23 protein-coding genes and 2 pseudogenes are annotated in these 21,290 nt (G+C 34.8%); 19 read left to right on the forward strand and 6 right to left on the reverse strand.

Annotated elements, in window-relative coordinates:
* The first annotated feature begins 17 nt into the window (after nt 1–17).
* The 4 genes and pseudogenes from WP_RS02115 to WP_RS02130 all read left to right on the forward strand — a co-directional run.
* A complete protein-coding gene (locus WP_RS02115; RefSeq protein WP_012481777.1) occupies nt 18–824 on the forward strand; it encodes an AAA family ATPase in 807 nt (268 codons plus the stop codon).
* 34 nt (nt 825–858) lie between these two features.
* On the forward strand, nt 859–1,362 hold the full coding sequence (locus tag WP_RS02120) for a hypothetical protein (protein WP_012481831.1): 504 nt from the start codon (nt 859–861) through the stop codon (nt 1,360–1,362).
* A 292-nt stretch (nt 1,363–1,654) separates the two neighbouring features.
* Nucleotides 1,655–2,338 (forward strand): hypothetical protein, encoded by a 684-nt coding sequence (locus tag WP_RS02125; protein WP_007302857.1) that lies wholly within the window; start codon nt 1,655–1,657, stop codon nt 2,336–2,338.
* A 6-nt stretch (nt 2,339–2,344) separates the two neighbouring features.
* Nucleotides 2,345–3,229, forward strand: a pseudogene (locus tag WP_RS02130) (DUF4815 domain-containing protein); the annotation flags it as partial.
* A 208-nt stretch (nt 3,230–3,437) separates the two neighbouring features.
* On the opposite strand, the gene WP_RS02135 reads toward WP_RS02130, so the two are convergent.
* The gene (locus tag WP_RS02135) at nt 3,438–4,385 is read right to left on the reverse strand and encodes an IS110-like element ISWpi12 family transposase (RefSeq protein WP_007302573.1); all 948 of its coding nucleotides are present in this window, start codon (nt 4,383–4,385) and stop codon (nt 3,438–3,440) included.
* Between the two features lie 222 nt (nt 4,386–4,607).
* Between WP_RS02135 and WP_RS02140 the strand changes: the two are divergent.
* From WP_RS02140 to WP_RS02205, 14 genes and pseudogenes are all read left to right on the forward strand, one after another.
* Nucleotides 4,608–5,648 (forward strand): annotated as a pseudogene (locus WP_RS02140) (DUF4815 domain-containing protein); the annotation flags it as partial.
* A 4-nt stretch (nt 5,649–5,652) separates the two neighbouring features.
* Nucleotides 5,653–6,837 (forward strand): hypothetical protein, encoded by a 1,185-nt coding sequence (locus WP_RS02145; protein WP_012481832.1) that lies wholly within the window; start codon nt 5,653–5,655, stop codon nt 6,835–6,837.
* Between the two features lie 4 nt (nt 6,838–6,841).
* Nucleotides 6,842–7,036: a hypothetical protein gene (locus WP_RS02150; RefSeq protein WP_007301885.1), complete on the forward strand. Its 195-nt coding sequence runs from the start codon at nt 6,842–6,844 to the stop codon at nt 7,034–7,036.
* On the forward strand, nt 7,033–8,406 hold the full coding sequence (locus tag WP_RS02155) for a hypothetical protein (RefSeq protein WP_007301886.1): 1,374 nt from the start codon (nt 7,033–7,035) through the stop codon (nt 8,404–8,406). The genes WP_RS02150 and WP_RS02155 overlap by 4 nt, the downstream gene beginning before the upstream one ends.
* Before the next feature lie 22 nt (nt 8,407–8,428).
* Nucleotides 8,429–8,980, forward strand: coding sequence for a hypothetical protein (locus WP_RS02160; protein WP_012481833.1), 552 nt, complete (start codon nt 8,429–8,431; stop codon nt 8,978–8,980).
* Entirely contained in the window at nt 8,973–10,151 is a 1,179-nt protein-coding gene (locus tag WP_RS02165; RefSeq protein WP_007301888.1) for a phage tail sheath subtilisin-like domain-containing protein, read from the forward strand. The genes WP_RS02160 and WP_RS02165 overlap by 8 nt, the downstream gene beginning before the upstream one ends.
* 15 nt (nt 10,152–10,166) lie before the next feature.
* On the forward strand, nt 10,167–10,673 hold the full coding sequence (locus WP_RS02170; protein WP_007301889.1) for a phage major tail tube protein: 507 nt from the start codon (nt 10,167–10,169) through the stop codon (nt 10,671–10,673).
* A 36-nt stretch (nt 10,674–10,709) separates the two neighbouring features.
* Nucleotides 10,710–10,964 carry a phage tail assembly protein gene (locus WP_RS02175; protein WP_007301890.1) on the forward strand — a complete coding sequence of 85 codons (255 nt, stop codon included), beginning with the start codon at nt 10,710–10,712 and terminating at the stop codon, nt 10,962–10,964.
* Nucleotides 10,965–11,079: 115 nt separating this feature from the next.
* Nucleotides 11,080–13,344, forward strand: coding sequence for a phage tail tape measure protein (locus WP_RS02180; RefSeq protein WP_007301891.1), 2,265 nt, complete (start codon nt 11,080–11,082; stop codon nt 13,342–13,344).
* Nucleotides 13,344–13,700, forward strand: coding sequence for a phage tail protein (locus WP_RS02185; protein ID WP_007301892.1), 357 nt, complete (start codon nt 13,344–13,346; stop codon nt 13,698–13,700). Before WP_RS02180 ends, WP_RS02185 begins: the two co-directional genes overlap by 1 nt.
* The gene (locus tag WP_RS02190) at nt 13,697–13,906 is read left to right on the forward strand and encodes a tail protein X (protein ID WP_007301893.1); all 210 of its coding nucleotides are present in this window, start codon (nt 13,697–13,699) and stop codon (nt 13,904–13,906) included. The genes WP_RS02185 and WP_RS02190 overlap by 4 nt, the downstream gene beginning before the upstream one ends.
* Nucleotides 13,907–14,842 carry a contractile injection system protein, VgrG/Pvc8 family gene (locus tag WP_RS02195; RefSeq protein WP_012481834.1) on the forward strand — a complete coding sequence of 312 codons (936 nt, stop codon included), beginning with the start codon at nt 13,907–13,909 and terminating at the stop codon, nt 14,840–14,842.
* Between the two features lie 56 nt (nt 14,843–14,898).
* Complete coding sequence (locus tag WP_RS02200) at nt 14,899–15,423, forward strand: ankyrin repeat domain-containing protein (protein ID WP_007301895.1); 525 nt, start codon at nt 14,899–14,901, stop codon at nt 15,421–15,423.
* Between the two features lie 47 nt (nt 15,424–15,470).
* Entirely contained in the window at nt 15,471–15,686 is a 216-nt protein-coding gene (locus WP_RS02205; RefSeq protein ID WP_012481836.1) for a hypothetical protein, read from the forward strand.
* On the opposite strand, the gene WP_RS02210 is transcribed toward WP_RS02205, so the two are convergent.
* Complete coding sequence (locus tag WP_RS02210; protein ID WP_038227336.1) at nt 15,678–16,208, reverse strand: phospholipase D family nuclease; 531 nt, start codon at nt 16,206–16,208, stop codon at nt 15,678–15,680. The genes WP_RS02205 and WP_RS02210 overlap by 9 nt on opposite strands.
* Between WP_RS02210 and WP_RS02215 the strand changes: the two genes are divergently transcribed.
* Entirely contained in the window at nt 16,207–17,130 is a 924-nt protein-coding gene (locus WP_RS02215; RefSeq protein WP_007301897.1) for a patatin-like phospholipase family protein, read from the forward strand. The genes WP_RS02210 and WP_RS02215 overlap by 2 nt on opposite strands.
* Nucleotides 17,131–17,208: 78 nt before the next feature.
* On the opposite strand, the gene WP_RS02220 is transcribed toward WP_RS02215, so the two are convergent.
* The 4 genes from WP_RS02220 to WP_RS02235 all read right to left on the reverse strand — a co-directional run bounded on the left by WP_RS02220 (nt 17,209) and on the right by WP_RS02235 (nt 21,187).
* Entirely contained in the window at nt 17,209–17,541 is a 333-nt protein-coding gene (locus tag WP_RS02220) for a WD_0736 family protein (protein ID WP_007301898.1), read from the reverse strand.
* A 399-nt stretch (nt 17,542–17,940) separates the two neighbouring features.
* A complete protein-coding gene (wmk, locus tag WP_RS02225; protein ID WP_007301899.1) occupies nt 17,941–18,918 on the reverse strand; it encodes a WO male-killing family protein Wmk in 978 nt (325 codons plus the stop codon).
* 63 nt (nt 18,919–18,981) lie between these two features.
* Nucleotides 18,982–20,223, reverse strand: coding sequence for a hypothetical protein (locus WP_RS02230; protein ID WP_007301900.1), 1,242 nt, complete (start codon nt 20,221–20,223; stop codon nt 18,982–18,984).
* A 295-nt stretch (nt 20,224–20,518) separates the two neighbouring features.
* On the reverse strand, nt 20,519–21,187 hold the full coding sequence (locus tag WP_RS02235; RefSeq protein ID WP_007301901.1) for a JAB domain-containing protein: 669 nt from the start codon (nt 21,185–21,187) through the stop codon (nt 20,519–20,521).
* Between the last annotated feature and the right edge of the window lie 103 nt (nt 21,188–21,290).

The following is a 21,290-nucleotide window of genomic DNA, read 5'->3' on the forward strand; positions in this document are numbered from 1 at the left end:
ACTTTTAGAGGTTATATATGTTACAAGACTTTTTCACCATTACTCAAAAAATTCCCTTTTTCAGTGTAAAAGAATACTTGGATGATCAATCGCCAATACCAGAAGATATAATCGCACCAAGGATTCTAACTAAAAGAGGTCTATTAGTACTGGGTGGCCCACCTAAGATTGGCAAAAGCGACTTTTTGATCTCTTGGCTTGTTTACATGGCTGCTGGAGTTTCATTTTTGGGTATGACTCCAAGCAAACCTATGAAAATTTTCTATCTGCAAACTGAAATTGAATATGAATATATGAAAGAACGTTTGCAACAACTTCAACTGGATAACGAACTTTTGAATATAGCTGCCAATAACTTAATCATTACACCAAGAGTACAATTATCTTTCAGCAGTGAAGAAATAGATGAAATTAAAAATGTTATTAAAGAGCGTTTTAAACCTGATATTATTGCAATCGATCCTCTTCGCAACATCTTCAACTCAAGTGAATATGGCAATGAAAATGACAATAGCGCTATGCTATTCTTTTTGCAAAAAACGCTTGAAAGACTGAGAAATGTTATCAATCCAGATTCGGGCATAATACTCACTCACCACACAAAAAAACTGTCCAAAAAGATGCTGGAAGAAGATCCATTTCAAGGCCTAAGCGGTGCTGGATCTTTACGTGGATTTTATAGCACTGGCATGGTGATGTTTGCTCATGATGAGGAAAGCACTGTCCGTCAAATAGTATTTGAGCTTCGTAATGGTGAACGTGTAGCAAGTAAGCTTGTTGATAAGATAGATAGTCGTTGGAAGCTTGCAGACCAATGGAGTTGATTCCTTTTTTTCACTTAATTTATAGGAGGACAATATGTTATCAGATTTTTTAACTGATTTTAATAACGCAAAACTGCAGAGCAATTTAATACCAAAAGGTACAATAGTCAAGGTAAAAATGGCAATAAAGCCTGGAGGTTATGAAAATTGGTTCACTAAAAGCTACACTACCGGCAGCATCTATTTAAACGCTGAATTTACCGTCACTGAAGGTCAATATGCAAAACGTAAGATTTTTCAAGTAATTGGTATTAAAAGTGGCAAAGCAAGCGTTGAAGGAGAAGATACTTGGGGAGAATCTGGTCGTTCCATGCTTAGAAGTATTTTGGAGTCAGCACGAAATATTCATGCACATGACACTTCAGAGAAAGCAGTTATTGCTAGAAAAATCAACTCTATAGCTGATTTTAACGGATTAGAGTTTACTGCAAAAGTTGGTATTGAAGCTGATCGGTATGGAGAAAAAAACAAGATTGCTACTGTTATTACCCCAGAGCAAAATAAAAATGTTGAAAATGATTGGGTTGTTCCGTTTTGAGGTATGACGAATATGGATTGCTGCCATTGAGAGGGCTATGAAAGATGCAGTAGGAAAAAACGTAAAGCTGAAAGAAGAAGCGATAAAATGCAGAGTCTTTTGAAACTGTTTGTGAGCTTTGATTTTCAATATGTCAAAAAGCATTGTTTCGATATTCTCAAAAGAAAAAAGTAGTTCTGGTTTCTTAAGATAAAAGAATATTTAAGCATAGAAATGCACTTCAAAAAAAATTTTCATTTTTTCCGGAAAAACCTGTGAGAAATCCGGTATATATATAGTAAGAGGGGCAAACATGTCAATACTCACACAATCAGGCAGAGCAGCAATAGCAGCCAGCATAAAAGAGCAATCTCTACATCTTGCTTGGGGCAGTGGTGATGCCAATTGGGAAAGTAGTCATCAAGTCGAAAAAGTTTTTGTTGAGGATGAAATAGCTCTAGATCACCATACTATTAAAGATGTAAGGGTTTTTACAGGACAAACAACTTATCAGCCAAGTATAGATTATATAGTTGATAGCAGTAGTGGTGTAATAAAACGTACGGAAAATAGCTCTATCACGGCAAATAGTGCAGTTACTATAGAGTATACTGAAAGCACACCACCAGAGCTGATAACTTCTGAAAAACTGCTCAATGAGCTTGGTAGACGTACTGCAGATGAAGTTCTTTTCTGCACAGGTGATGAAAATGGAGAACTAATTACTCCCTCAGGACGGTTTAAGCCATCAAATGTACCAACCAATAATTTATACCTTAAATTTACTTTCGATTTCACGAACGCAGCAAATCAAGTTATACGGGAATTAGGAGTTATGGTTGGTACAAAGGTAAAAGAAAAGTTGCCTCCTGGACAGAGATATTTTGAACCACAAGATATAGAAGACCCAGGGATCTTATTAGTTTTAGAGCATACAGTACCGCTCATTAGGACTTCAGCAACCCGGGAAACTTTTTCATTTGTTGTAACTTTTTGAAACAAAATGACTTTAAACGCCTATTATAACCGCTTTAATCCTGACAAAGAATACGAAAAAAGCTTATTTCTTGCAGGAAGAGGTTTACAGTCTGCAGAATTAAATGAAACTCAGGAGTATGCTCTTTCTAAGCTTAAAGGTATAGGTGATGCAATATTTCGTGATGGTGATGTTATAACAGGAAGCAATTGTATTATAGATAGAGAAACTGGTAAAGTTACACTTGAAGGAGGAAAAATCTATCTGCGTGGAGCAGTTAGAAAAGTCGAAAAAGAAGAATTTACTATTCCACTGAGTACTATAGTTCGCATAGGTGTTTATTATGTAGAATCTACCATTACAGAACTTGAGGATGAAAACCTTCGTGATCCTGCAATTGGTACAAGAAATTATCAGGAAGTAGGAGCAGCAAGGCTTAAAGTTTCCACCATTTGGAGTTATCAAGCTGAGGGTGTGACTACTAATGCTTCAGGAGAATTTTATCCAATTTATAACATTGAAAATGGAGTATTAATAGAACATTCACCGCCACCACAAGCAAACATAGTAACTACAGCTCTTGCTCGTTATGATAAAGAAGCAAATGGTTCCTACGTCGTAAATGGTCTTGAAGTAATGTTCTTGCAAAAGAAAGAGGGAGAAGGAGGAAAAAAAATATTTGTGATTAATGAGGGCAAAGCTCATGTTGATGGCTATGAGATTGAACTTCCTCACAGTATTCGAGTTTCTTTTGATGAAGATCCGGATATAAAATCAGTTGAATCAGAACCACATACTTTTCAGCCAAATAGCCAAAGAGTAATGGAACTGAAGGTTAATGATTTTCCAATAAGTGAAATCAAAAAAGTAGACATAACTGTTCAAAAAACTATTACTGTTACTCACGGTTCATCAACTATGTTTTTTAAATTTTTTATTTGTATAATTTTGCAACTTTACCCAACCATATAGATAATAAAAACCCGTTTGTCATAGAAACAGAATTCTATATCAAACAGCTGCTGCAACAATTTCCGTTTAAGCTATTGTGAATAAGCACTTTAAGTTTGTGCGGACGTGCTTATTCACAATATTCATTTCAATTACTGCTATGTAAATTTTAAATATTCAAATTAATTGCTTCTTTAAGCCTTGCGTTAGCAATTACTATAATTTTACGCATTAGAGCTGTTATAGCTACCATCTTCTTCTTACCACTTTCAACAAGCTTAGAATAAAAGGCACCAAGTACAGATTTGGACTTTGCAGCAGCCATGGCAGATGTAAAAAGTTTTGCACGAACATTGCTTCTACCACCTGTTATTCTTCGGTATCCAATAGTTTTACCACTTTCTTTTGGATAAGGTGCAACCCCAGCAAGGCTTGCAACTTCTCTCCTGCTTAAGTAACCAAGCTCTGGCATTAAACAGAGAAAATCTTGAGATAACTTTGGACCTATTCCAGGAACTGTTTTTAGGATTTTTTGACGTTGTTGTAACTCACGGCTTTCATCAATAATTTTTTGTATAGTATTATTGAGTTCATCTATTTGAATATTAAAGAATTCGATAGTTTTTTGACAACTTTCTTTTATATGGTCATTTTCAGGTGCTGCCAGTCTACATTTTTCCTGAGCTCTCATTTGCGTAATGTCATCACGACGTTGACAAAGTGCAACCAAGGTTGATTGATTTTCAAAAGTGGGTACAAATAGAGAGATAGTGCTGTGGCGTTCAAATCCATATTGAGCAAGAGCTCTTGCATCTGATTTATCAGACTTTGCTAAAGTTCCGTGAGACAAGATAAAGCTTTTTACTTTACGGGTATTAGCTCGATGTGTGGCAATATTTTTGTCAACAAGAAAATGTAATAAACCAAGCTCATACTTTCCTGTATTTTCTAAAGTTACTAAAGAATTAGGTAGGATATCTGAAAACTTTTGAAACAATTGTTGCCAGCCAGAAGTATTATTGTCAAATCCTACAGTATTCTTCTGTTCGTGAACTGCAACAACATTTTTAAATTTCCCGATATCAATGCCAATAAAATTTTGATAAGATGTAATCATTATAACCTCGATAGTTTAATTAATTTAAGATTGTAAACGGGTGCATATACATGTCCCACACAACTATTCAAACGTATCGAGAGATGGGCTAGTGTACCTTGATGGACACGGTTGTAATACCAATATTCTGCCGGTCGCACACGCCCGTGATAACCCTATTCCTATAGTGAGTAGGGTTATCTTTCCCTCTTATTTCCTTTATATCATATTTTTGACTTACAATATTCTGGAGCTATTGATCCAATACCTGACTCTGCAGTACTTGAGATTATTCAAGTTAAACAAGGCAATGTTATTTATGAAAATAGTATAGATTACAAATTAAACGCAGGAAACGTTGATTGGTCATTACCCGGCAAAGAACCAGCTCCTGGAAGTAGTTATCAAATAACTTACCGCTGTCGTACTCATGTAAGCCCTGAAGATATAAGTGAACAGGGATGCAAAGTAAAAGGAGCAGTTGATAACAGCTTGGTTCTGATTGATTACACCTGGAAAATGCCCCGCTATGATTTAATTACTATCGATAGCAAAGGAGTGGTAAGAAGAATAAAAGGAATTTCCCACCCTTGGCGACCATCAATGCCTAGAGCGCCTAGTGGACAACTTTTGCTCTGCTACATTCATCAGACGTGGAAAAAAGGCGAAGGGGTAAAAATAGTGAATAATGCTATTCATGCTGTACCGATGAATGAGCTTGAAGCAATGAAAAAAGGAATAAATGATCTTTATGCGCTGGTTGCCTATGAACGTCTACGCAGTGATGCAAATTCAAGAGAACCTACTACCAAAAAAGGAGTATTTGTTGATTCGTTTTTTGATGATGATATGCGTGATCAAGGAATTTCACAGTCTGCAGCAATAGTAAATAAGGAACTAATTTTACCGATAGACGTAGAAATTATTGATGTTGAAAAGAGCACAAAACCTTATCTTTTACCGTATGAACTTGAGCCGGTACTGGAGCAGCTTTTACAGACTAAAGGAGAAAAGATTAATCCATATCAAGCTTTTGATCCAGTACCGGCAAAAGTTACCATGAACAAAAACATAGATCACTGGACGGAAGTTACCACAAACTGGAAAAGTCCAGTAACTAGAGAATTTAATACTAGAGAAACAACAGAGCTGCTGTCAAGTACTTCATATGAAGCTGAATTTATGAGAGAAGCAGTACAGAATTTTGAAATTGAAGGTTTTGGGCCAAGTGAGAAGCTTAAGGAGGTGAAGTTCGATGGTATCGTCATTCAGCCTACTGCATAAAAACATGCTCACAGCTAACAATCAGGGAAAATTACAGGGAAAGGTGAAAGTACCAGCAAATATTCCAGCAGGTACCAAATTAGTACAGTTTTATGGGGATAAAGGAAGCTATGGAGAGGCAACTTATACTGGTAAAAAAACAATTACCATAGAGGAAAGAAGAAGAGTTATCGCAGCAAGAAGAGTTGATCCTTTAGCGCAAACATTTACTCTGAATGAGAGTAGGCACATAGGAGGTGTGGAGCTATGGTTTGTAAATAAAGGCAAAAAACGTGTTGTTGTGCAGATTAGAGAAACAGCAGTGGGAGTGCCCTCGCAAACTGTCATTGCTGAAAGCTATATTGAGCCAAAAGATATAAAGATAGATGGCACAGCAACACGTATAGAGTGGTCACCAGTGTTTTGCCATGCAGGAGAGGAGTATGCAATAGTACTACTTACTGATGATTCGGGTACTGCAGTAAAAATAGCAGAACTTGGTAAGTATGATGCAGTAAATAGCCGTTGGGTAACAAGCCAGCCATATCAAGTAGGAGTATTACTGTCATCTAGTAATGCAAGTACCTGGACTCCACATCAAAATTTAGATTTAACGTTTCGACTACTAGCTGCAAAATTTAGCGAAAATTCTCACGTTATTGATCTGGGAAAAGTTACAGCAACCAATACTTCAGATTTAATTGTTTTGACGAACGTCGAAAAAGTAGCATTTGATACCAATGTGGAATTTATCTTAACAGATGAAGAAGGAAAAGAAAATTTTTTGTCTGATAATTTGCCACTTGCACTACGTGAAAGACTATCTGGAAAGCTAACAGTAAAGGCAAATTTAAAAGGGTCAAAAGAAAAAAGTCCAGTGCTATATCCTGGGTTACAGCTAGTTCTAGGTAATCTTTTAGAGTCTGGAGATTATGTTACAAGAAGTATTACAGCAGGAGCTAACACTAAGATTACCATAACATATGATGCGCTAATACCTGGCACTGCAGATGTTAAAGCATATGTACAAAAAAACGTGGATTGGCAATTAGTAAATTTAACATCAGGAAAACCAATTGGAGAAAATTTGGTAGAGAGAACTCATGTGCTATCAAATTTTAATGGTAATGATACAAGGATAAAATTGGTTTTAAGTGGAACAGTTGTTTATCGCCCTAAAGTCAAAAATCTACGAATCATTATCACTTAGCAGAATGTCAGATGATAAAACAAGTAGAGGATATTCTTTGCCTCATCCAGAAAATATTGCTGTGCAGGATGTTGTTCGTATCCGTACCACAATTGAGAAAATAGATGAAGATATTACCGAAAGAGAAGATGAGCATAATCAACTAAAAAATAATTTTAAACGATTTAGATTTGAAACTTTTTTGAATTTTTGGGAATGAAAGAAGCAATATACCAAAGGATAAAGGATTTAGCAGCAAACAGCACACCTGATCAACTTGCATATCTTGCAAAATCGCTGGAATTGATAGCAGATAAAAAAGCTATTTCTGATATTGTGCAAATGGCTAAAATAAAAGAAATAATTGATGCACTACAAAAAAGACTTAAGGATTTAGCAGAAAACAGTACTCCAGATCAATTAGCATATCTTGCTAAAGCACTGGAATCAATAATCGACAAAAGTGCGGTTTCTGAAATTGTACAGATGACTGATGGTAAGCTAAAAGAACTTCTTGATAGTGCAAAAAAACACTTAACTGATCTGGATAATAAAAAAGCTAGTTCTTTAGCAGTGATCTCTGAATCAGAGAAGCAGTTATTAAAGAGAATTGATGAAAAAGGAACAACAAATTTATCGCTACTTGATACGAGAAAGAATGCCAATATTGCAGCAATAAACAGTGTTGGCAATGATCATAAAGATGGTCTTAAAGGTTTAGTGAATAACTTCCGTACTGTTAATGATGTACCAAGTGGCTCATCAATCATGAAAGAAGTAAGAAATCGTCATATGATTGAACCTGGAGCATTACCTTTTTTATTTGGTGTACTAAGTAGAAAAAATAATTACTTTGGCCACGGAACTTTTACAACTGAGCTTGGTCAGTGGAGTAGTGATGTAACAAAAACAGACTATATGCTACAACTACTAGCAGGTACTCACACATATGAAAGCTATGTTAGTTTTTATCGGCCAAGACAACTCAGTTTTTTAGAGGGAAGCAAAGGTACATTTATCTATGGAGAATCATACCCAAGATTCATGTATGATGGATTTTCGGAGCAATTCAATATGCTGAAATACCCTTATGCTGCATTGGGACTAATATTCGTAAAAAACACAAGCAATGTAGATATAAGTAAAACTCTAAACTTTGTTGGATCTGCAATGTGGTATAAAGATGAAGTTAATTATGGAGGAGCAGGATTATTTATAGGTACACCTGATAAAACTAATACAAGGAAGTCAGAGATTTCGAGAATTACTTGGACACGTATTTACCAGCATGAAATTAACAGTCCTGAATTTATTGCATCAGGTAACATACTCATTCCAGCAGGAAAAACTGTTGCAGTGTTACTTTATACGTCATCTAATCTTCACTCAGAAGGTGAAAGAGTTGGTGAGACACCTGAGTTCTTTGCAAGTGAGCACACGTATAGCACAATCTATGGTCAATTTATTCAGTGGGGAATATATAATTTTCGCAGCAATTTTCTAACCACGGGACTTGAGGTGGACGTAGAGAGAACGCTAAGAGCTTGGCAATGCCCAGGATTAGATGCCACTCATAAAATTTGGAATTGATACTAGAAAACGGAGAAAACCAATGCCAATTTATATTAGATTTGAACATAACAAACAAGTAGAAACAACAACGCTTGAAAGTAAGCCAATTGGAAATGATTGGTATGAAGCGCCAAAGAATTTTGACTGGCAAAAGAGTTATCAGTTAACAGAAGGAGGAGAAATTGCTCAGCGGAGTCAAGAAGATATTGAATTGGAGTTACTACAAAATGCGAAGTTTTCTGCACTTTCTAATCTTCGTGCTTATTATGATAACTATACTAACCAATACACAGGAGTATCTCATCAAAAGTCTAAATCGTATCAAATACAAGAAAAAGCCGCAAAAAGCATTCTAGCAGACCAGGATGAAAAGGATAAAGAAATTATAGAACCATTAGCAAAAGTCCGTGGTATTACAGTTATTGAAATGGCAAGAATAATTGAAGAAAAAGCAAAAAAAGCAGTAAAAGAAATAATTAAATGTGAAGAGTTGGAAGACATTACCAAGAAGAAAATTGCAGAAGCCAAAAGTAAAAATGAGCTAGAGAACTTACTAAACGATTTTAAACAAAAGATACAAAGAAATGGCTGAAGAATTTTTACACGGAGTAAATGTTATAGAGGTAACCTCAGGGGCAAAAACAGTACGTACAGCTAAATCATCAGTGATAGGTGTAATTGGTACCGCACCTGAAGCAGATGGGCAAAAATTTCCACTGAATAAACCAGTGTTAATTGCAGGAAGCTTGAAGGAAGCAGCAAAGCTTGGAAAGAGTGGAAGTTTACCTTCTGCAGTAAATGGAATATTTTCCCAGATTGGTGTAACAGTTATAGTAATTAGAGTTGAAGAGAGTGAAAACAGCGATCCAAAATTAAAAGAAGAAGAGACGCTGAAGAATATAATTGGCGGTGTTGATAAAGAGACTGGAGAGTATCAAGGGATAGAGGCATTCCTCAACAGTGAAAGTATAGTTCATGTTGCTCCAAGAATATTAATTGCTCCTCAATTTACTCATCAATTGCCTGAATCTAAAAACCCAGTAGTAGCAGCTTTGATAGGAGTAGCAGAAAAGCTAAGAAGCATAATAGTAGCAGATGGTCCAAATACCAATGATGAAGAAGTAATAAAATGGAGAAAAAGTGTAGGCAGCTCAAGAGTTTACGTAGTTGATCCTTGGGTTAAGGTATTTATTGAAGGAAAAGAAGAAATTTTGCCAGTAAGCCCATTTGTAGCTGGTTTAATAGCGAAAGTAGATAGTGAGCAAGGATTTTGGCATTCACCTTCAAACAAAGAGATAAATGGTATTGTTGGAACAAGCAGGCCTATTGATTTTACGCTCGGTAATACAAATTGTAGAGCAAACCACTTGAATGAAAATGAAGTAACAACGATAATTCATCAAAATGGCTATAGGCTTTGGGGAAATAGAACATGTTCAAATGACTCAAAATGGGCTTTTCTGTCAGTGAGAAGGACTGCAGATTTAATCAATGATAGTTTACTTCGAGCTCATTTATGGGCAGTTGATCGCAATATCACCAAAACTTATATAGATGATGTAATTGAGGGGGTGAATTCTTATTTGGCCAATTTAAAAGCACAAGGAGCTATTATTAGCGGAAAATGTTATGCAACACCTGAACTCAATACACCGGCAAATATTGCAAGCGGGAAAGTATATTTTGATTTCGAATTTACACCACCATATCCAGCAGAACAGATTACTTTCAGGTCACACCTGGTGAGTGGTACAATATTATAAAAATGGGAGAAAGAGATGTTACCGAAGATTTTAAAGAATTTTAATGTATTCGTAGATGGTCGTGGTTATGCAGGAAAAATAGATGAAATAACCTTGCCAAAACTTACCATAAAAACAGAAGAGTATCGTGCTGGTGGTATGGATATTCCAATAAACATCGATATGGGCATGGAAAAGCTTGAAGCTGAGTTTACTTTTGCTGAATATGATACAGAGCTATTTCGGCTATTTGGGTTGATAAATGGAAATTCAGTATCTTTAACTCTTCGTGGTGGTATGCAAGGCAGTGGTAGCAATGATATAGAAGCAGTAGTAATAAACCTTAGAGGAGTATTTAGAGAATTTGATTTTGGTAGCTGGAAACCTGCTGAGAAAGCAACGCTGAAATGTACTGTAGCTGCCCATTACTATAAACTTACTATAGGCGGTAATGAGCTGATAGAAATCGATGCTGAAAATATGGTTAGAAAGATAAATGGTGTTGATCAAATGGCACTACTTCAGACGGTTTTAGGCATATAAAAACATATTTGAAATTTTATTTTTAAGGAGGCGATAATGCACACTATAATACTTAATAACCCAATAACAGTTGACGGGATTTCTGTCTCAGAATTATCGATGCGTGAACCTAAAGTAAGAGATTTACTTGCTATAGAACGCATAGAAGGCGAAGCTTTAAAAGAAGTAGCTTTAATTGCTAATCTAGCATCCGTACCAAAAGAAGTAGTTGAAGATTTATGTATTAAAGATTATGTAGAAATACAGAAGGTGCTAAAAGGTTTTTTGTCGCCGCTGGAACAGAGGAGTTAAGATTCAATATTTTAAAACTTAGCTCAACAACAGGAAGTGGAATTGAGCAAATTATTAATATGAGTATAAAAGAGTTTCTAAAGTGGTTAGAAGTAAGTGAAGGAGTAACAAAAAAATGTCAATGCTTTCAATAAAGATCGGTGCAACATTAGATGGCAGTTTTAATAGTGCAATGACAGGTAGTGCAGCAAAGCTTTCTAAGTTGGGTGATAGTATAAAGCAGCTTGATTCGTCAATGAAATCTGTTTCCAAATTTAAGCAACTAAATCATGATGCCCTTGAAGCCATGAAGAATTGGAAGGAAGCGGAGAAGAAATCAAAAGAATCAGCTGCAGCAATTGCTAAAGAAAAGAAGGAAAAAAAAGAACCAAGCAAAGCACTGAAAAATGAATTTGAAAAATTGAAAGCATCGGCATCAAAGGCAAAAGAGGCTTATATTAAAAAGAGAGATGCACTTCACACATTAAATGAAGAAGTAAGGAAAAGTGGAAAGGATATTAAATCATTAGTGAGAGATCAAACTAAACTTGGTTCATCTATTGAAGTACTTAAAGGAAAATACAGTAAATTAGGATCTGTAATACAAAAACAGCAAAATGCTTTGGCAAAAAAAGCGCATTATAGATCACAAGTAATGGAGACTATAGGACTAGGTCTTTCACTTGCAGCACCAATTAAAGTTGCGATTGACTTTGAATCTGCCATGGCTGATGTTAAGAAAGTTGTAAAGTTTCAGTATGATGAAGAAATGAACGAATTCAGTGAGAATATAAAAAAATTATCCCGTGAAATACCGCTATCAGCTGCAGAGTTAGCACAAATAGCTGCAAGTGGTGGACAACTTGGTATTGACAAAAATAAGCTACTTGGATTTACCACAACAGTAGCTAAAATGGCCACAGCATTTGACATGTCTGCCGAACAAGCTGGTGATTCCATAGCTAAACTTTCTAACGTTTATGGAATTGATGTTAGTGAAATGGAACATGTTGGTAATGTGATCAACCACTTGTCAGATAACAGTGCTGCCAAAGCAAAAGATATGGTTGAAGCTCTAGCAATAGTTGGTGGTACTGCAAAACAATTTGGTCTTGATATCAAGGAAACAAGTAGTTTAGTAAATGCCTTCGTTAGTTTAGGTAAACAACCAGCAAAAGCTGCAACTGCTATAAATGCTCTACTTAGCAAACTTCAAACTGCTGAAGGGCAAGGCAAAGAATTTAAAGCAGCATTGGAATCCATAGGCATAACTGCAGAAGAGATGTCACAAAAAATTGCTCAAAATGGTCAAGACGCACTACTTTATTTTTTTGAAACCCTGGAGAAAGTAGATAAACAGGAACGTTCACAAATCCTTCTCAATCTCTTTGGTCAAGAATATCAAGATGATATTGCGTTGATAGTTGGAAGCCTAAAAAAATATGAAGATGCCATAGCTTTTGTAGCTGACAAAGAAAAGTATAAACATTCCATGCAAGAAGAATTTGACAATCGCGCAAGGACTACAGCAAATAATTTGCAGCTACTCAAAAATACAATAGCAGAACTAGGAATGAACTTAGGGTCAATTATGCTACCTCCTTTAAATTGGATAAGTAAGATTTTGAGGTCTATATCTACAGGTATAGCTTGGTTCGCAGAGAAGTGTCCAATTTTGACTACAGGAGTTATGAGCATAATTTCAGCTCTTATTATTGGCAAGATTGCAGTAGTAGGTTTTGGTTATGCATTTGCATTGGCTGGAGGTGGAATATTAACTTTTAAGGCTATTTTGCAGGGAACACTTTTGCCAGTATTAACTTCGTTATCAGCTCGAGTAATTCCAGCAGTGATCATGGGACTGAAAGCTTTAACGCTAACCAATCCTATAGGAGCTGCTATTGCTGGACTATCATTTGGTGCAGCGCTTGTAATTGCTAATTGGCAAAAGGTAAAGGACTTTTTTTCAAGTCTCTGGAAATCAATTACAAAATCTATAGAAAATTGGATTGGTATAGGAAAATTTTTTAATGATAGTCCAATAAAAGCATTAGAGAAACCAGTAGAAGCAAAAATAGGCAGTGCAACTAGTGAAAATAATGTTTTTAGTAAAGGAAATCCTTTATTGAATAATAATGCTTTTAGTGGAGTTTCAAATAGTAGAACGAATATTATTGAAAGTGTGATTACAGAAAAAAGTTCTGTAGCAGATAATTCAGAGAAAGTTTTAAAAGACTGTGAAAAGTGTGAACAAAAAATTTTCAATCAAACTTTTACATTTAATATAAGTATAAAAGCAGAACCTAACCAAGACGTACGTAGTCTTGCCGATGCAGTGATAAAAAGAATAAGAGAAAAATCGCGAGACGTTCTATTTGATTCAATAGAACCAATTTATTAATGCTATCACTTGGTCAACATAAGCTTTCTCCAACAAGTGTAAGGTATAGTAAAGAAAATCGTTGGAGTACTATTGAGTGTATTGGTAAAATACCTTCATTACAAAATATTGGCCAAGGTACAGAAAATATAGACTTAGAAGGAGTAATTTATTTCCATAATCTCAATGATTTTAATCGATTAAAAAGTATGAAAGAAGCTGAGAAAAATCAGGAACCAAGTATCTTAGTAGATAATTTAGGGAATGTTTTGGGAAGATTTGTTATTGTGCGGTTAGAAGAAAAGCAAACGTCGTATTTTCCCTGTGGATTACCAAAAAAGGTTGAATTTAGCTTAAGTTTAAGGAGTTATGTATGACAGTACATTATATAGCACGAGAAAATGAAATGTTGGATTACATATGCTTTAAACACTATGGACATAGCTCTGGAGCAGTAGAATTAGTATTGAAGGAAAATCCTGGACTTGCGGAGTATGGAAGTTTTTTGCCTGCAGGATTAAAAATTAAGTTACCTATAATACAAGAGCAATTAAAAAAATCGAAGTTAAAAGTGTGGGAGTAAATGAAACCTGAATTTAGCATTGAAGGAATAAAAGATCATGTAATATCGGTGCATCTTACTGATGAATCTGGTACTATAGATGATGTTGCAGAGGTATGCGTTGATTATGGCAATGAAAATGTAGAAGTTCCAAATGAATTGAACATAGCACTAGGTTATAAGGAAACGGGAATCTTTCCAATGGGTATATATACAGTCAACGAAGTTACGATACAAGGTCCACCTAAGACTCTATTAATCAAAGCTCATGCAACAAATTTAAGAATATCTTTAAAAGCAAAGGTATCAAAAGAATGGCATCAAATTACCATAGAAAACTTAGTGAAAGAAATAGCTCAAAAACATGGATATGGACATAAAGTTGCTGAGGAATTTAAGAATGTATTGATACCCCATATTAATCAGGCAGATGAAAGTGATATAAGTCTGTTAACAAAGATCGCAACAGAGCGTGAAGCAATGGCAAAATTAGCTGGTGGGTATATATTGTTTATTTCAAAAAATATGGCAAAATCAGCCACAGGAAAAGCTTTAGGAACAACTACTATTATACCTCAAGACACAATTAATTGGAAAGTGCATTTTACCGTACGTGATAAGTATAATTCAGTAGTAGCAAAATGGTATAGCTATGAAAAAGGTGAAACTATTAAAGAAACAGTTGGTAGCGGTGAACCAAGTTATATTATGCTGGAACTTTACTCAAATGCAGAGTCAGCACTAAGTGCAGCAAATGCCAAGTTGAAACAATTGAAGCGTAACAATGAAACTTTAGATATAACTATGCCTGGTAATCCAGAGTTATTTGCAGAAGCTAAACTTAATCTTATAGGTTTCAATCAAGCAGTAGATAGTGAATGGATAGTTAATAGAGCGGAGCATACTTTAAATAGCTCAGGTTACCTTACTATGTTATCAGCATCTTTGAGTAAGTAATGTTAAGAAAAAAATGAGTAATGATCTATTTAATATGAAGAAACTGTGTGCGAAATATGAAAAAAATAAAGTCTAATGAAAAATATAAGTTACATTTCGCATGGTTCGCACTATTAATAGTATGTCTTGTTATTACATATTGCTATCAAAAATCTAAAGCTACAGATAATTACAAAACAATCTTACGCATTGCTTCTGAAAATTGTAATCTAGATGTAGTAAAGTTTTCAGTAAAGAACCTATTGAGCATTAACACACAAATTCCTAGATTAACTGCGCTACATTGTGCAGCAGAAGGAAAATGTCTAGAATTAGTAAAATTTCTAGTGAATGAAGGAGTTGATATAAATGATACAGGTAGATATAAAGGATGGACAGTATTACATTCTGCCGCATACGGAGGCAATTTAGAGATAGTTAAGTTCTTATTAGAAAGAGGTGCTAATCCTAATACTAGAGATACAGATGGAAAAAACCCTCGGGATGTAGCTGTAATAGAATCAAGGCACAACAAAGATAAACCTTACAGAGAAATTATTAAGCTACTTGCAAATGCAGAGGAACAGCATAAATCAAAATAGTAGTTACTAAAGTAGCTATCCATAATAAATTCACATTTTAAATCATTATGCAAAAGCAAAAAATCCCAATTACAGTAATTGTAACGATGTTAATACAGACCGTAGCAACAATTTGGTGGCTTGCCAAGCTAGATTTACGGGTTCACATGCATGATAAATTTATAGAGCAGAACAACGGATTAAACGTTACGGTATATCGTCTAGAGGAACGGGTAAAAAATCTCTCTGAGGAATTGGACGAATTTAAAGCTGATTTAAAGTAATGATTCTTCTACTTTTGGTGTGTAAGCATCAGATTGAGATTGACGATCCTTCCAGTTTTTGATGTATTGCTCGACTAATGGAGGATCTCCTGTTATAATTAGTAGATTCTCAGCGTTTTTTTTCTGTGCGGCGTCAGAGAAATTGAAAGACCCAGTTATGATTTTTTGGTTATCAATAATCATGACTTTATTGTGAGCGATTGCTGGTTTGAAATCAATATAAATCTTAATACCTTGCTCGAATAACTCATTGATGACACTATATTTTGAATGAATTTGCGACTTATCAAGAATTATCTTAACTTCTACACCTCGTTTTTTGGCTTGAATCAAGGACTCAGCAATAGGCTTTGAAGTAAATTGGTATGCTTGAACTAACACAGACCCTTTAGCATGCTCTACGGAATCAATTATTAGATTGGTGCAATTTTCCCCAGGAGTGAAACATACAGTAGTACTTGGACAAGAAACACAACCTGATAAAAGTGAGCAAGTTAACAGAATTAATAAATATCTAATCATGAAAAAATACATCCTTTCAGTTGACGGCGGAGGCATAAGGGGCATAATACCAGCCATCATTCTAGCAGAAATAGAAAAAAGAACAAGAAAGAGGATAGCTGAAATCTTTCACTTAATGGCAGGAACCTCAACCGGTGGAATTGTTATAGCAGGATTATGTAAAAAAGATAAACAAGGAAATCCCCAATACTCAGCCAACGACCTAGTTGAGTTTTACCAAAAGTACGGAGCATATATTTTTAAATCTTCATTTTTGAGAAGATCAATATTTTCTTGGCTTAATTGCGCACAATACCCACATAAAAATATTGAATTTGTACTGGATAAATATTTTGGAGAGGATATTCTAAAAAATACATTAAGTAAGGTACTGATAACAAGTTATGATATTAACAACAACTATCCTTTCTTTTTTAAGAGCTGGAGAGAAGACAGAAATTTTATCAAATTGAAAGATGCATTACGAGCTACAACTGCAGCACCTACTTACTTTGCACCTAAATATCTTAAAATCAACCAAAAGGAAATGGTATTAGTGGATGGTGGGGTGTTTGCCAATAATCCAGCGGCTTGTGCATATGCAAGTGGTAAGAGGTTATTTCCAAATGATGAGATTATACTGTTATCAATTGGTACTGGCAGGACAGATAGAAGCATAGCTAATTCAAGGAGATTTGGAAAGATAGGTTGGATAAAACCTCTGTTGAACGTAATGTTTGCCTCAAGTTTAGATGCAGTAAATTACCAACTTGATCAAGTTATAGCTGATAAATATATACGCATACAATCGCAATTGAAAATAGCATCACCTGACATGGATAATATTACATCAAAAAATATCAAATCTCTTCAGCAAGAGGCAAAGGCAATGGTAGAAGGCAATCAAAAAGTAATCGATAAATTTTGTGACATTGTATCTTAATTTACATCAAGTAAAATCTAAAGCTTTAGTTGAACCAGAAAAGTAAAATAAGCAAATTTGCCTTGTTGAGAAATCTTATTATCTTTGTGTACTACTTTCTTTTTCACTACTAAAAAATCCACATAAATGGTTAAAAACCTTTTCAATAAAAAGCTCGCTTTCCTTTCCTGTAAAAGCTTCTTTTATTTCATGCAAACTACTTGTTACCTTATTGCTATTTTTTATGACTGAGTAGCTTTCAATAGCTTGGCAAGCAGACAAAATAGTTATTGCCCCTATTATAGTTGAAACAATTATGGCAATTAAAGGTGCTATTGTTGTAAGTACTGCTGCAATTAATGAGATGCCAACACAAAACGCAATAGCTGAAATGCAAAATGCTACTGTATGTTTCCTTTCATGACTAACCATACACACCTTCTTAATAAATCTGTTAAAAGGATAACTTATTTTTTTAGTACCGTCAATATTTTTAGAAAAATTGGCATACTCAAGATAATCATTTGTGATACCAATGAATTACATTAAGCAAATTTCTAGTACCTAATTTAGTTATAGCCTTTCTTGTAATAGTCTGAATGTGATAAGATATGTGTTTATGGCTATAGCAGGCCAGTAGCATATTACGGTCCGTTCGGATTATTGTGAAAAAAGCTATAATTCACTTCAATCTATTTGAACATTATATATTAAGTACAGAAGCACAAGAATTTCATTCAGTAATTTAGATATATTAAATATACAACTATTTTATTGATATTTTAATGTATTATTTATGAGTCAGTAAGCTACTGCAGTTTTTAACCCAGGCTAAGTTTTGAAAGCATAATTTTCAAGCTCCTCAATAGATAAATCTGTTATTTTAGAAATAGCATCAATAGAAACGTCCAACATACGTAGATTATTCGCAACTTTTATTGCCTCTGCTTTGTAAATCTTTTCTTTGTAAACTTGCTTTCTTTGCGATAAAAATTCTACCCATATGTCCAGTTCATCTCGTGATTCTTGATTGTTAATTTTTTTTAACTCTCTTGCCAAGCTTAATAGCTCTTTTTCTCCTTCATCATCCTCATAACAATCTTTTTCCCTTATCAAATCTTCAGCATTCACCGATAATTTTTCTGCTATTTCCCATAGCCTTTCACTTAAAATTTTCACACTCCCCTGTTCATAATGATGTATCTGCGAGGGTCCCACATTAAGCTTTTTTGCTAACTCTTCCTGCGTATATCCTCTTATTATTCTCCACTTTTTTATCTCTTGTCCTCCGTTTTGGCTTGTATAATGTATACTCTCTTTATCAGAATATTCTTCAGTTGATAAACCTACTGCTCGGTAAATTATATCATTAGTAAACCCTGCCTTTAAAATATTTTTTGCTATTTTTATTCTTGCAGCTTTTACATTATTTTCCTCTTCAGCTCCAATAGATTTAGTTAATGCATAAATTGCCTTGCGTCCTCTTGTTTTTGCTATAAAATTATACATCCATTCGATCTTACTTTCGTCAAAACAACCACTTTCTCTTAGCGCTTTTCGCCTAGGAAATAGATTTCTAACATGGATTGATAATCCCTCTGCTATCACTTTTAACTTTTCAATTGGAATGCCACATGCTCCTTGCTCATACCTTAGCAATGTATGATATTTTATCCCTGTCTTATCTACTAAGTCTTTCAGAGCATATTTTTGTTTTAACCTCCAGCTTCTTACATTCTGCGCTATTTTGTATCTTGCAGGGCTAATGTTCTTTGTATTATTGTTCACTATTTTTACGGAAATAAACATATATACCCTGCTAGAAAATTTTTTGCTATAGCTTAACTTTATTGAGGAAAAGTTTCCGATTGTTTAAAGCTTTCGAGAGGTTTCTTTACTACCTCCACACACCCTATCAACCCATGATAATGCTTCATTATTACTAATCGCCTTTATTTCTTCTTTTACCTTTTCTTTACTCCACTTACCACTCCTAGGGAAACTTCCTTTTTCTACCGCTTCTGTGACCGTCATTCCTCCAAAAAAACACCCTTTTCCTATATTTTCCCCTTTCTTTTGTAATTCAGACCACATTTCTTTATCTGCTACTCTGACCTCTATCTCATGGTCATTTTCTGCATTATGGTATATTACAATTTTTAGGCTACCAATACTTGTAGGAAATGTTATCTCAAAAGCACTATTGTCAGACACATCAACGTAATTCCTCTCACCTTCTTTTTCACTTCTAACTTCAACCTTACTATCTCCTATTTCTATAACATCACCTCCTAATTTTACCTCTCCTGTGGTTAATCCTAAATTTTTTGTACCTTCCAATACTCTTGCAATATTTACCTTACTATTCTCAGAAAATTTCATAAAAAACGTCTGATTATCCATTTCCACGTCTTCTATGATTCCTTCATTTTCAATAGCACTTTCACCGATTTCTCTCAATTCTTTAAGCCACTCATCTATCTGTGGACGAATCTCTTGATACAGTTTGTTATGCATTTCACTTATTCCCTTATCCTGCAATAGATCGTAACTGAATATTGCTCCATTTAGCATCAATTCACATATTATGTCTTCCTTCTCATTTTCTTTGCATTTGATCAAAGGCATTTTCGATATCACCGTATCAGCAAAACTCTTCTGTCCTTCGCTATACGCATTTATCCTTATTCCAGTACTTAGTGCTTGATCTATAGTTTTGTTCAGTTCGTCTACGCTTTTTGCCTTTACTACTCTACTTTTAAACCATCTTAATTCTGCATTTTCACTTGCACTTGGCTCTATCTTGCTTAAGGCTGGAATAAACGGATTTTGACGATTTGAAGATTTTTTGTTATAAACCTCGCGTCCTTCTCCAAGATTGATTGATTTTCCAGAAACATCGCTAGGGGAAGGCACACCTTCAGGATTCTCAAACCTACTTTTATCATCAAATATTTTCGGATCAGTCTCGTCTACAAGTATAAGCTGCTGATTTTTTTTGCTAGTACGCCTAATAGCACTATATAGTCCTTTTGGTAACTTTTTAGAATCAATGATTAACTCATAAGTATTTCCATCTGTATCATCAAATGATACTGTTTTTTTAGTAGTCATATAGCCTCCTATTAAGCATGTTATTCAAGTCTACAGAGCAATTTATTGCTTTATGATTAACTGAATACACAAATTATAAAAAGATCTTGTATATTCTGCAACTATTTATAATAAAAGAATAGATTTTTGGGAATTTTATTCTTTAATCACGACTTAATATACAAGCTATACAAAGATCTTTTATATTTTGTAATTCTCCAATACAGATTCTTGACTAAGTTTTTTTGCTACTTATGCTCTTTGTATTGTTTTGTAGTAGTTGGTAGCCAAACTTCTCAAGCAATTGAAATTTGGTTTATAACAGCTCTCTTTCCTTAAAACTGCAATATCCTTTGTCTGTCATAATAATGTGATCCTCTAGTTCAATTCCCACTCCTTGACATGCTGACACTAATTCTCTAGTCATAACCTTATCATCTTCTGATGGTTCTAAACTCCCTCCTGGATGATTATGGGATAATATTATTGACGCTGCTTCCATTGATAACGCCTTTTTTACCACTTTCCTTTCAGATAGGTGTACTTCATCTATTGTACCAAAATACACTTCGTCTCTTATCAAACGGTTCTGTTTATCCAAGTATATTATCAGGACAGCTTCTTTTGCTGAAAAGCCTATGTTTACCCTTACATACTCTATCAGCTTTTCTTGGCTATCCATTACAGGTCCTCTTTTTAACCCTTCTCTTAGTGCTCTCTTATAAGCTTCTTTTACACATTCAATTGCTGCAGCTGCGTGTTCAGTCATTCCTTCTATCATTTTCAGATCATCGATTTCTCGCCCTAAAATTTCTCCTATTCCTGGGCAATTATCCATTAGAGTTTTAGTAACATCTTGTGCTTGCTTTCTGTCATGAACTGCTCCTAGAAGCACTGACACTATCTCCCGATCAAATAGAGCACTTCCTCCTCCACTCTGTAATACTCTCTCTATTTCTTCTGTAAGTTTTTTACCATTATTCATAAAATATACTCCTCGTTAATAACAAATTGTTTTTAAATGTTTACTGCTGTTTTTTATCAGCATTGGCATAGAGCCATAGCTTTCGAGTGAAGTCAAATCAATT

Source organism: Wolbachia endosymbiont of Culex quinquefasciatus Pel (genome assembly GCF_000073005.1).
Taxonomy (GTDB): Bacteria; Pseudomonadota; Alphaproteobacteria; order Rickettsiales; family Anaplasmataceae; genus Wolbachia.

What these genes read in the sequence shown, in the direction of transcription:
- WP_RS02150 (WP_007301885.1), top strand. Translation starts at nt 6,842, where the DNA reads ATGTCAGATGATAAAACAAGTAGAGGATATTCTTTGCCTCATCCAGAA.
- wmk (WP_007301899.1), bottom strand. Translation starts at nt 18,918, where the DNA reads ATGTTTATTTCCGTAAAAATAGTGAACAATAATACAAAGAACATTAGC.
- WP_RS02160 (WP_012481833.1), top strand. Translation starts at nt 8,429, where the DNA reads ATGCCAATTTATATTAGATTTGAACATAACAAACAAGTAGAAACAACA.
- WP_RS02135 (WP_007302573.1), bottom strand. Translation starts at nt 4,385, where the DNA reads ATGATTACATCTTATCAAAATTTTATTGGCATTGATATCGGGAAATTT.
- WP_RS02165 (WP_007301888.1), top strand. Translation starts at nt 8,973, where the DNA reads ATGGCTGAAGAATTTTTACACGGAGTAAATGTTATAGAGGTAACCTCA.
- WP_RS02200 (WP_007301895.1), top strand. Translation starts at nt 14,899, where the DNA reads ATGAAAAAAATAAAGTCTAATGAAAAATATAAGTTACATTTCGCATGG.
- WP_RS02125 (WP_007302857.1), top strand. Translation starts at nt 1,655, where the DNA reads ATGTCAATACTCACACAATCAGGCAGAGCAGCAATAGCAGCCAGCATA.
- WP_RS02190 (WP_007301893.1), top strand. Translation starts at nt 13,697, where the DNA reads ATGACAGTACATTATATAGCACGAGAAAATGAAATGTTGGATTACATA.
- WP_RS02120 (WP_012481831.1), top strand. Translation starts at nt 859, where the DNA reads ATGTTATCAGATTTTTTAACTGATTTTAATAACGCAAAACTGCAGAGC.
- WP_RS02230 (WP_007301900.1), bottom strand. Translation starts at nt 20,223, where the DNA reads ATGACTACTAAAAAAACAGTATCATTTGATGATACAGATGGAAATACT.
- WP_RS02185 (WP_007301892.1), top strand. Translation starts at nt 13,344, where the DNA reads ATGCTATCACTTGGTCAACATAAGCTTTCTCCAACAAGTGTAAGGTAT.
- WP_RS02205 (WP_012481836.1), top strand. Translation starts at nt 15,471, where the DNA reads ATGCAAAAGCAAAAAATCCCAATTACAGTAATTGTAACGATGTTAATA.
- WP_RS02175 (WP_007301890.1), top strand. Translation starts at nt 10,710, where the DNA reads ATGCACACTATAATACTTAATAACCCAATAACAGTTGACGGGATTTCT.
- WP_RS02180 (WP_007301891.1), top strand. Translation starts at nt 11,080, where the DNA reads ATGTCAATGCTTTCAATAAAGATCGGTGCAACATTAGATGGCAGTTTT.
- WP_RS02115 (WP_012481777.1), top strand. Translation starts at nt 18, where the DNA reads ATGTTACAAGACTTTTTCACCATTACTCAAAAAATTCCCTTTTTCAGT.
- WP_RS02220 (WP_007301898.1), bottom strand. Translation starts at nt 17,541, where the DNA reads ATGGTTAGTCATGAAAGGAAACATACAGTAGCATTTTGCATTTCAGCT.
- WP_RS02170 (WP_007301889.1), top strand. Translation starts at nt 10,167, where the DNA reads ATGTTACCGAAGATTTTAAAGAATTTTAATGTATTCGTAGATGGTCGT.
- WP_RS02145 (WP_012481832.1), top strand. Translation starts at nt 5,653, where the DNA reads ATGCTCACAGCTAACAATCAGGGAAAATTACAGGGAAAGGTGAAAGTA.
- WP_RS02155 (WP_007301886.1), top strand. Translation starts at nt 7,033, where the DNA reads ATGAAAGAAGCAATATACCAAAGGATAAAGGATTTAGCAGCAAACAGC.
- WP_RS02210 (WP_038227336.1), bottom strand. Translation starts at nt 16,208, where the DNA reads ATGATTAGATATTTATTAATTCTGTTAACTTGCTCACTTTTATCAGGT.
- WP_RS02215 (WP_007301897.1), top strand. Translation starts at nt 16,207, where the DNA reads ATGAAAAAATACATCCTTTCAGTTGACGGCGGAGGCATAAGGGGCATA.
- WP_RS02235 (WP_007301901.1), bottom strand. Translation starts at nt 21,187, where the DNA reads ATGAATAATGGTAAAAAACTTACAGAAGAAATAGAGAGAGTATTACAG.
- WP_RS02195 (WP_012481834.1), top strand. Translation starts at nt 13,907, where the DNA reads ATGAAACCTGAATTTAGCATTGAAGGAATAAAAGATCATGTAATATCG.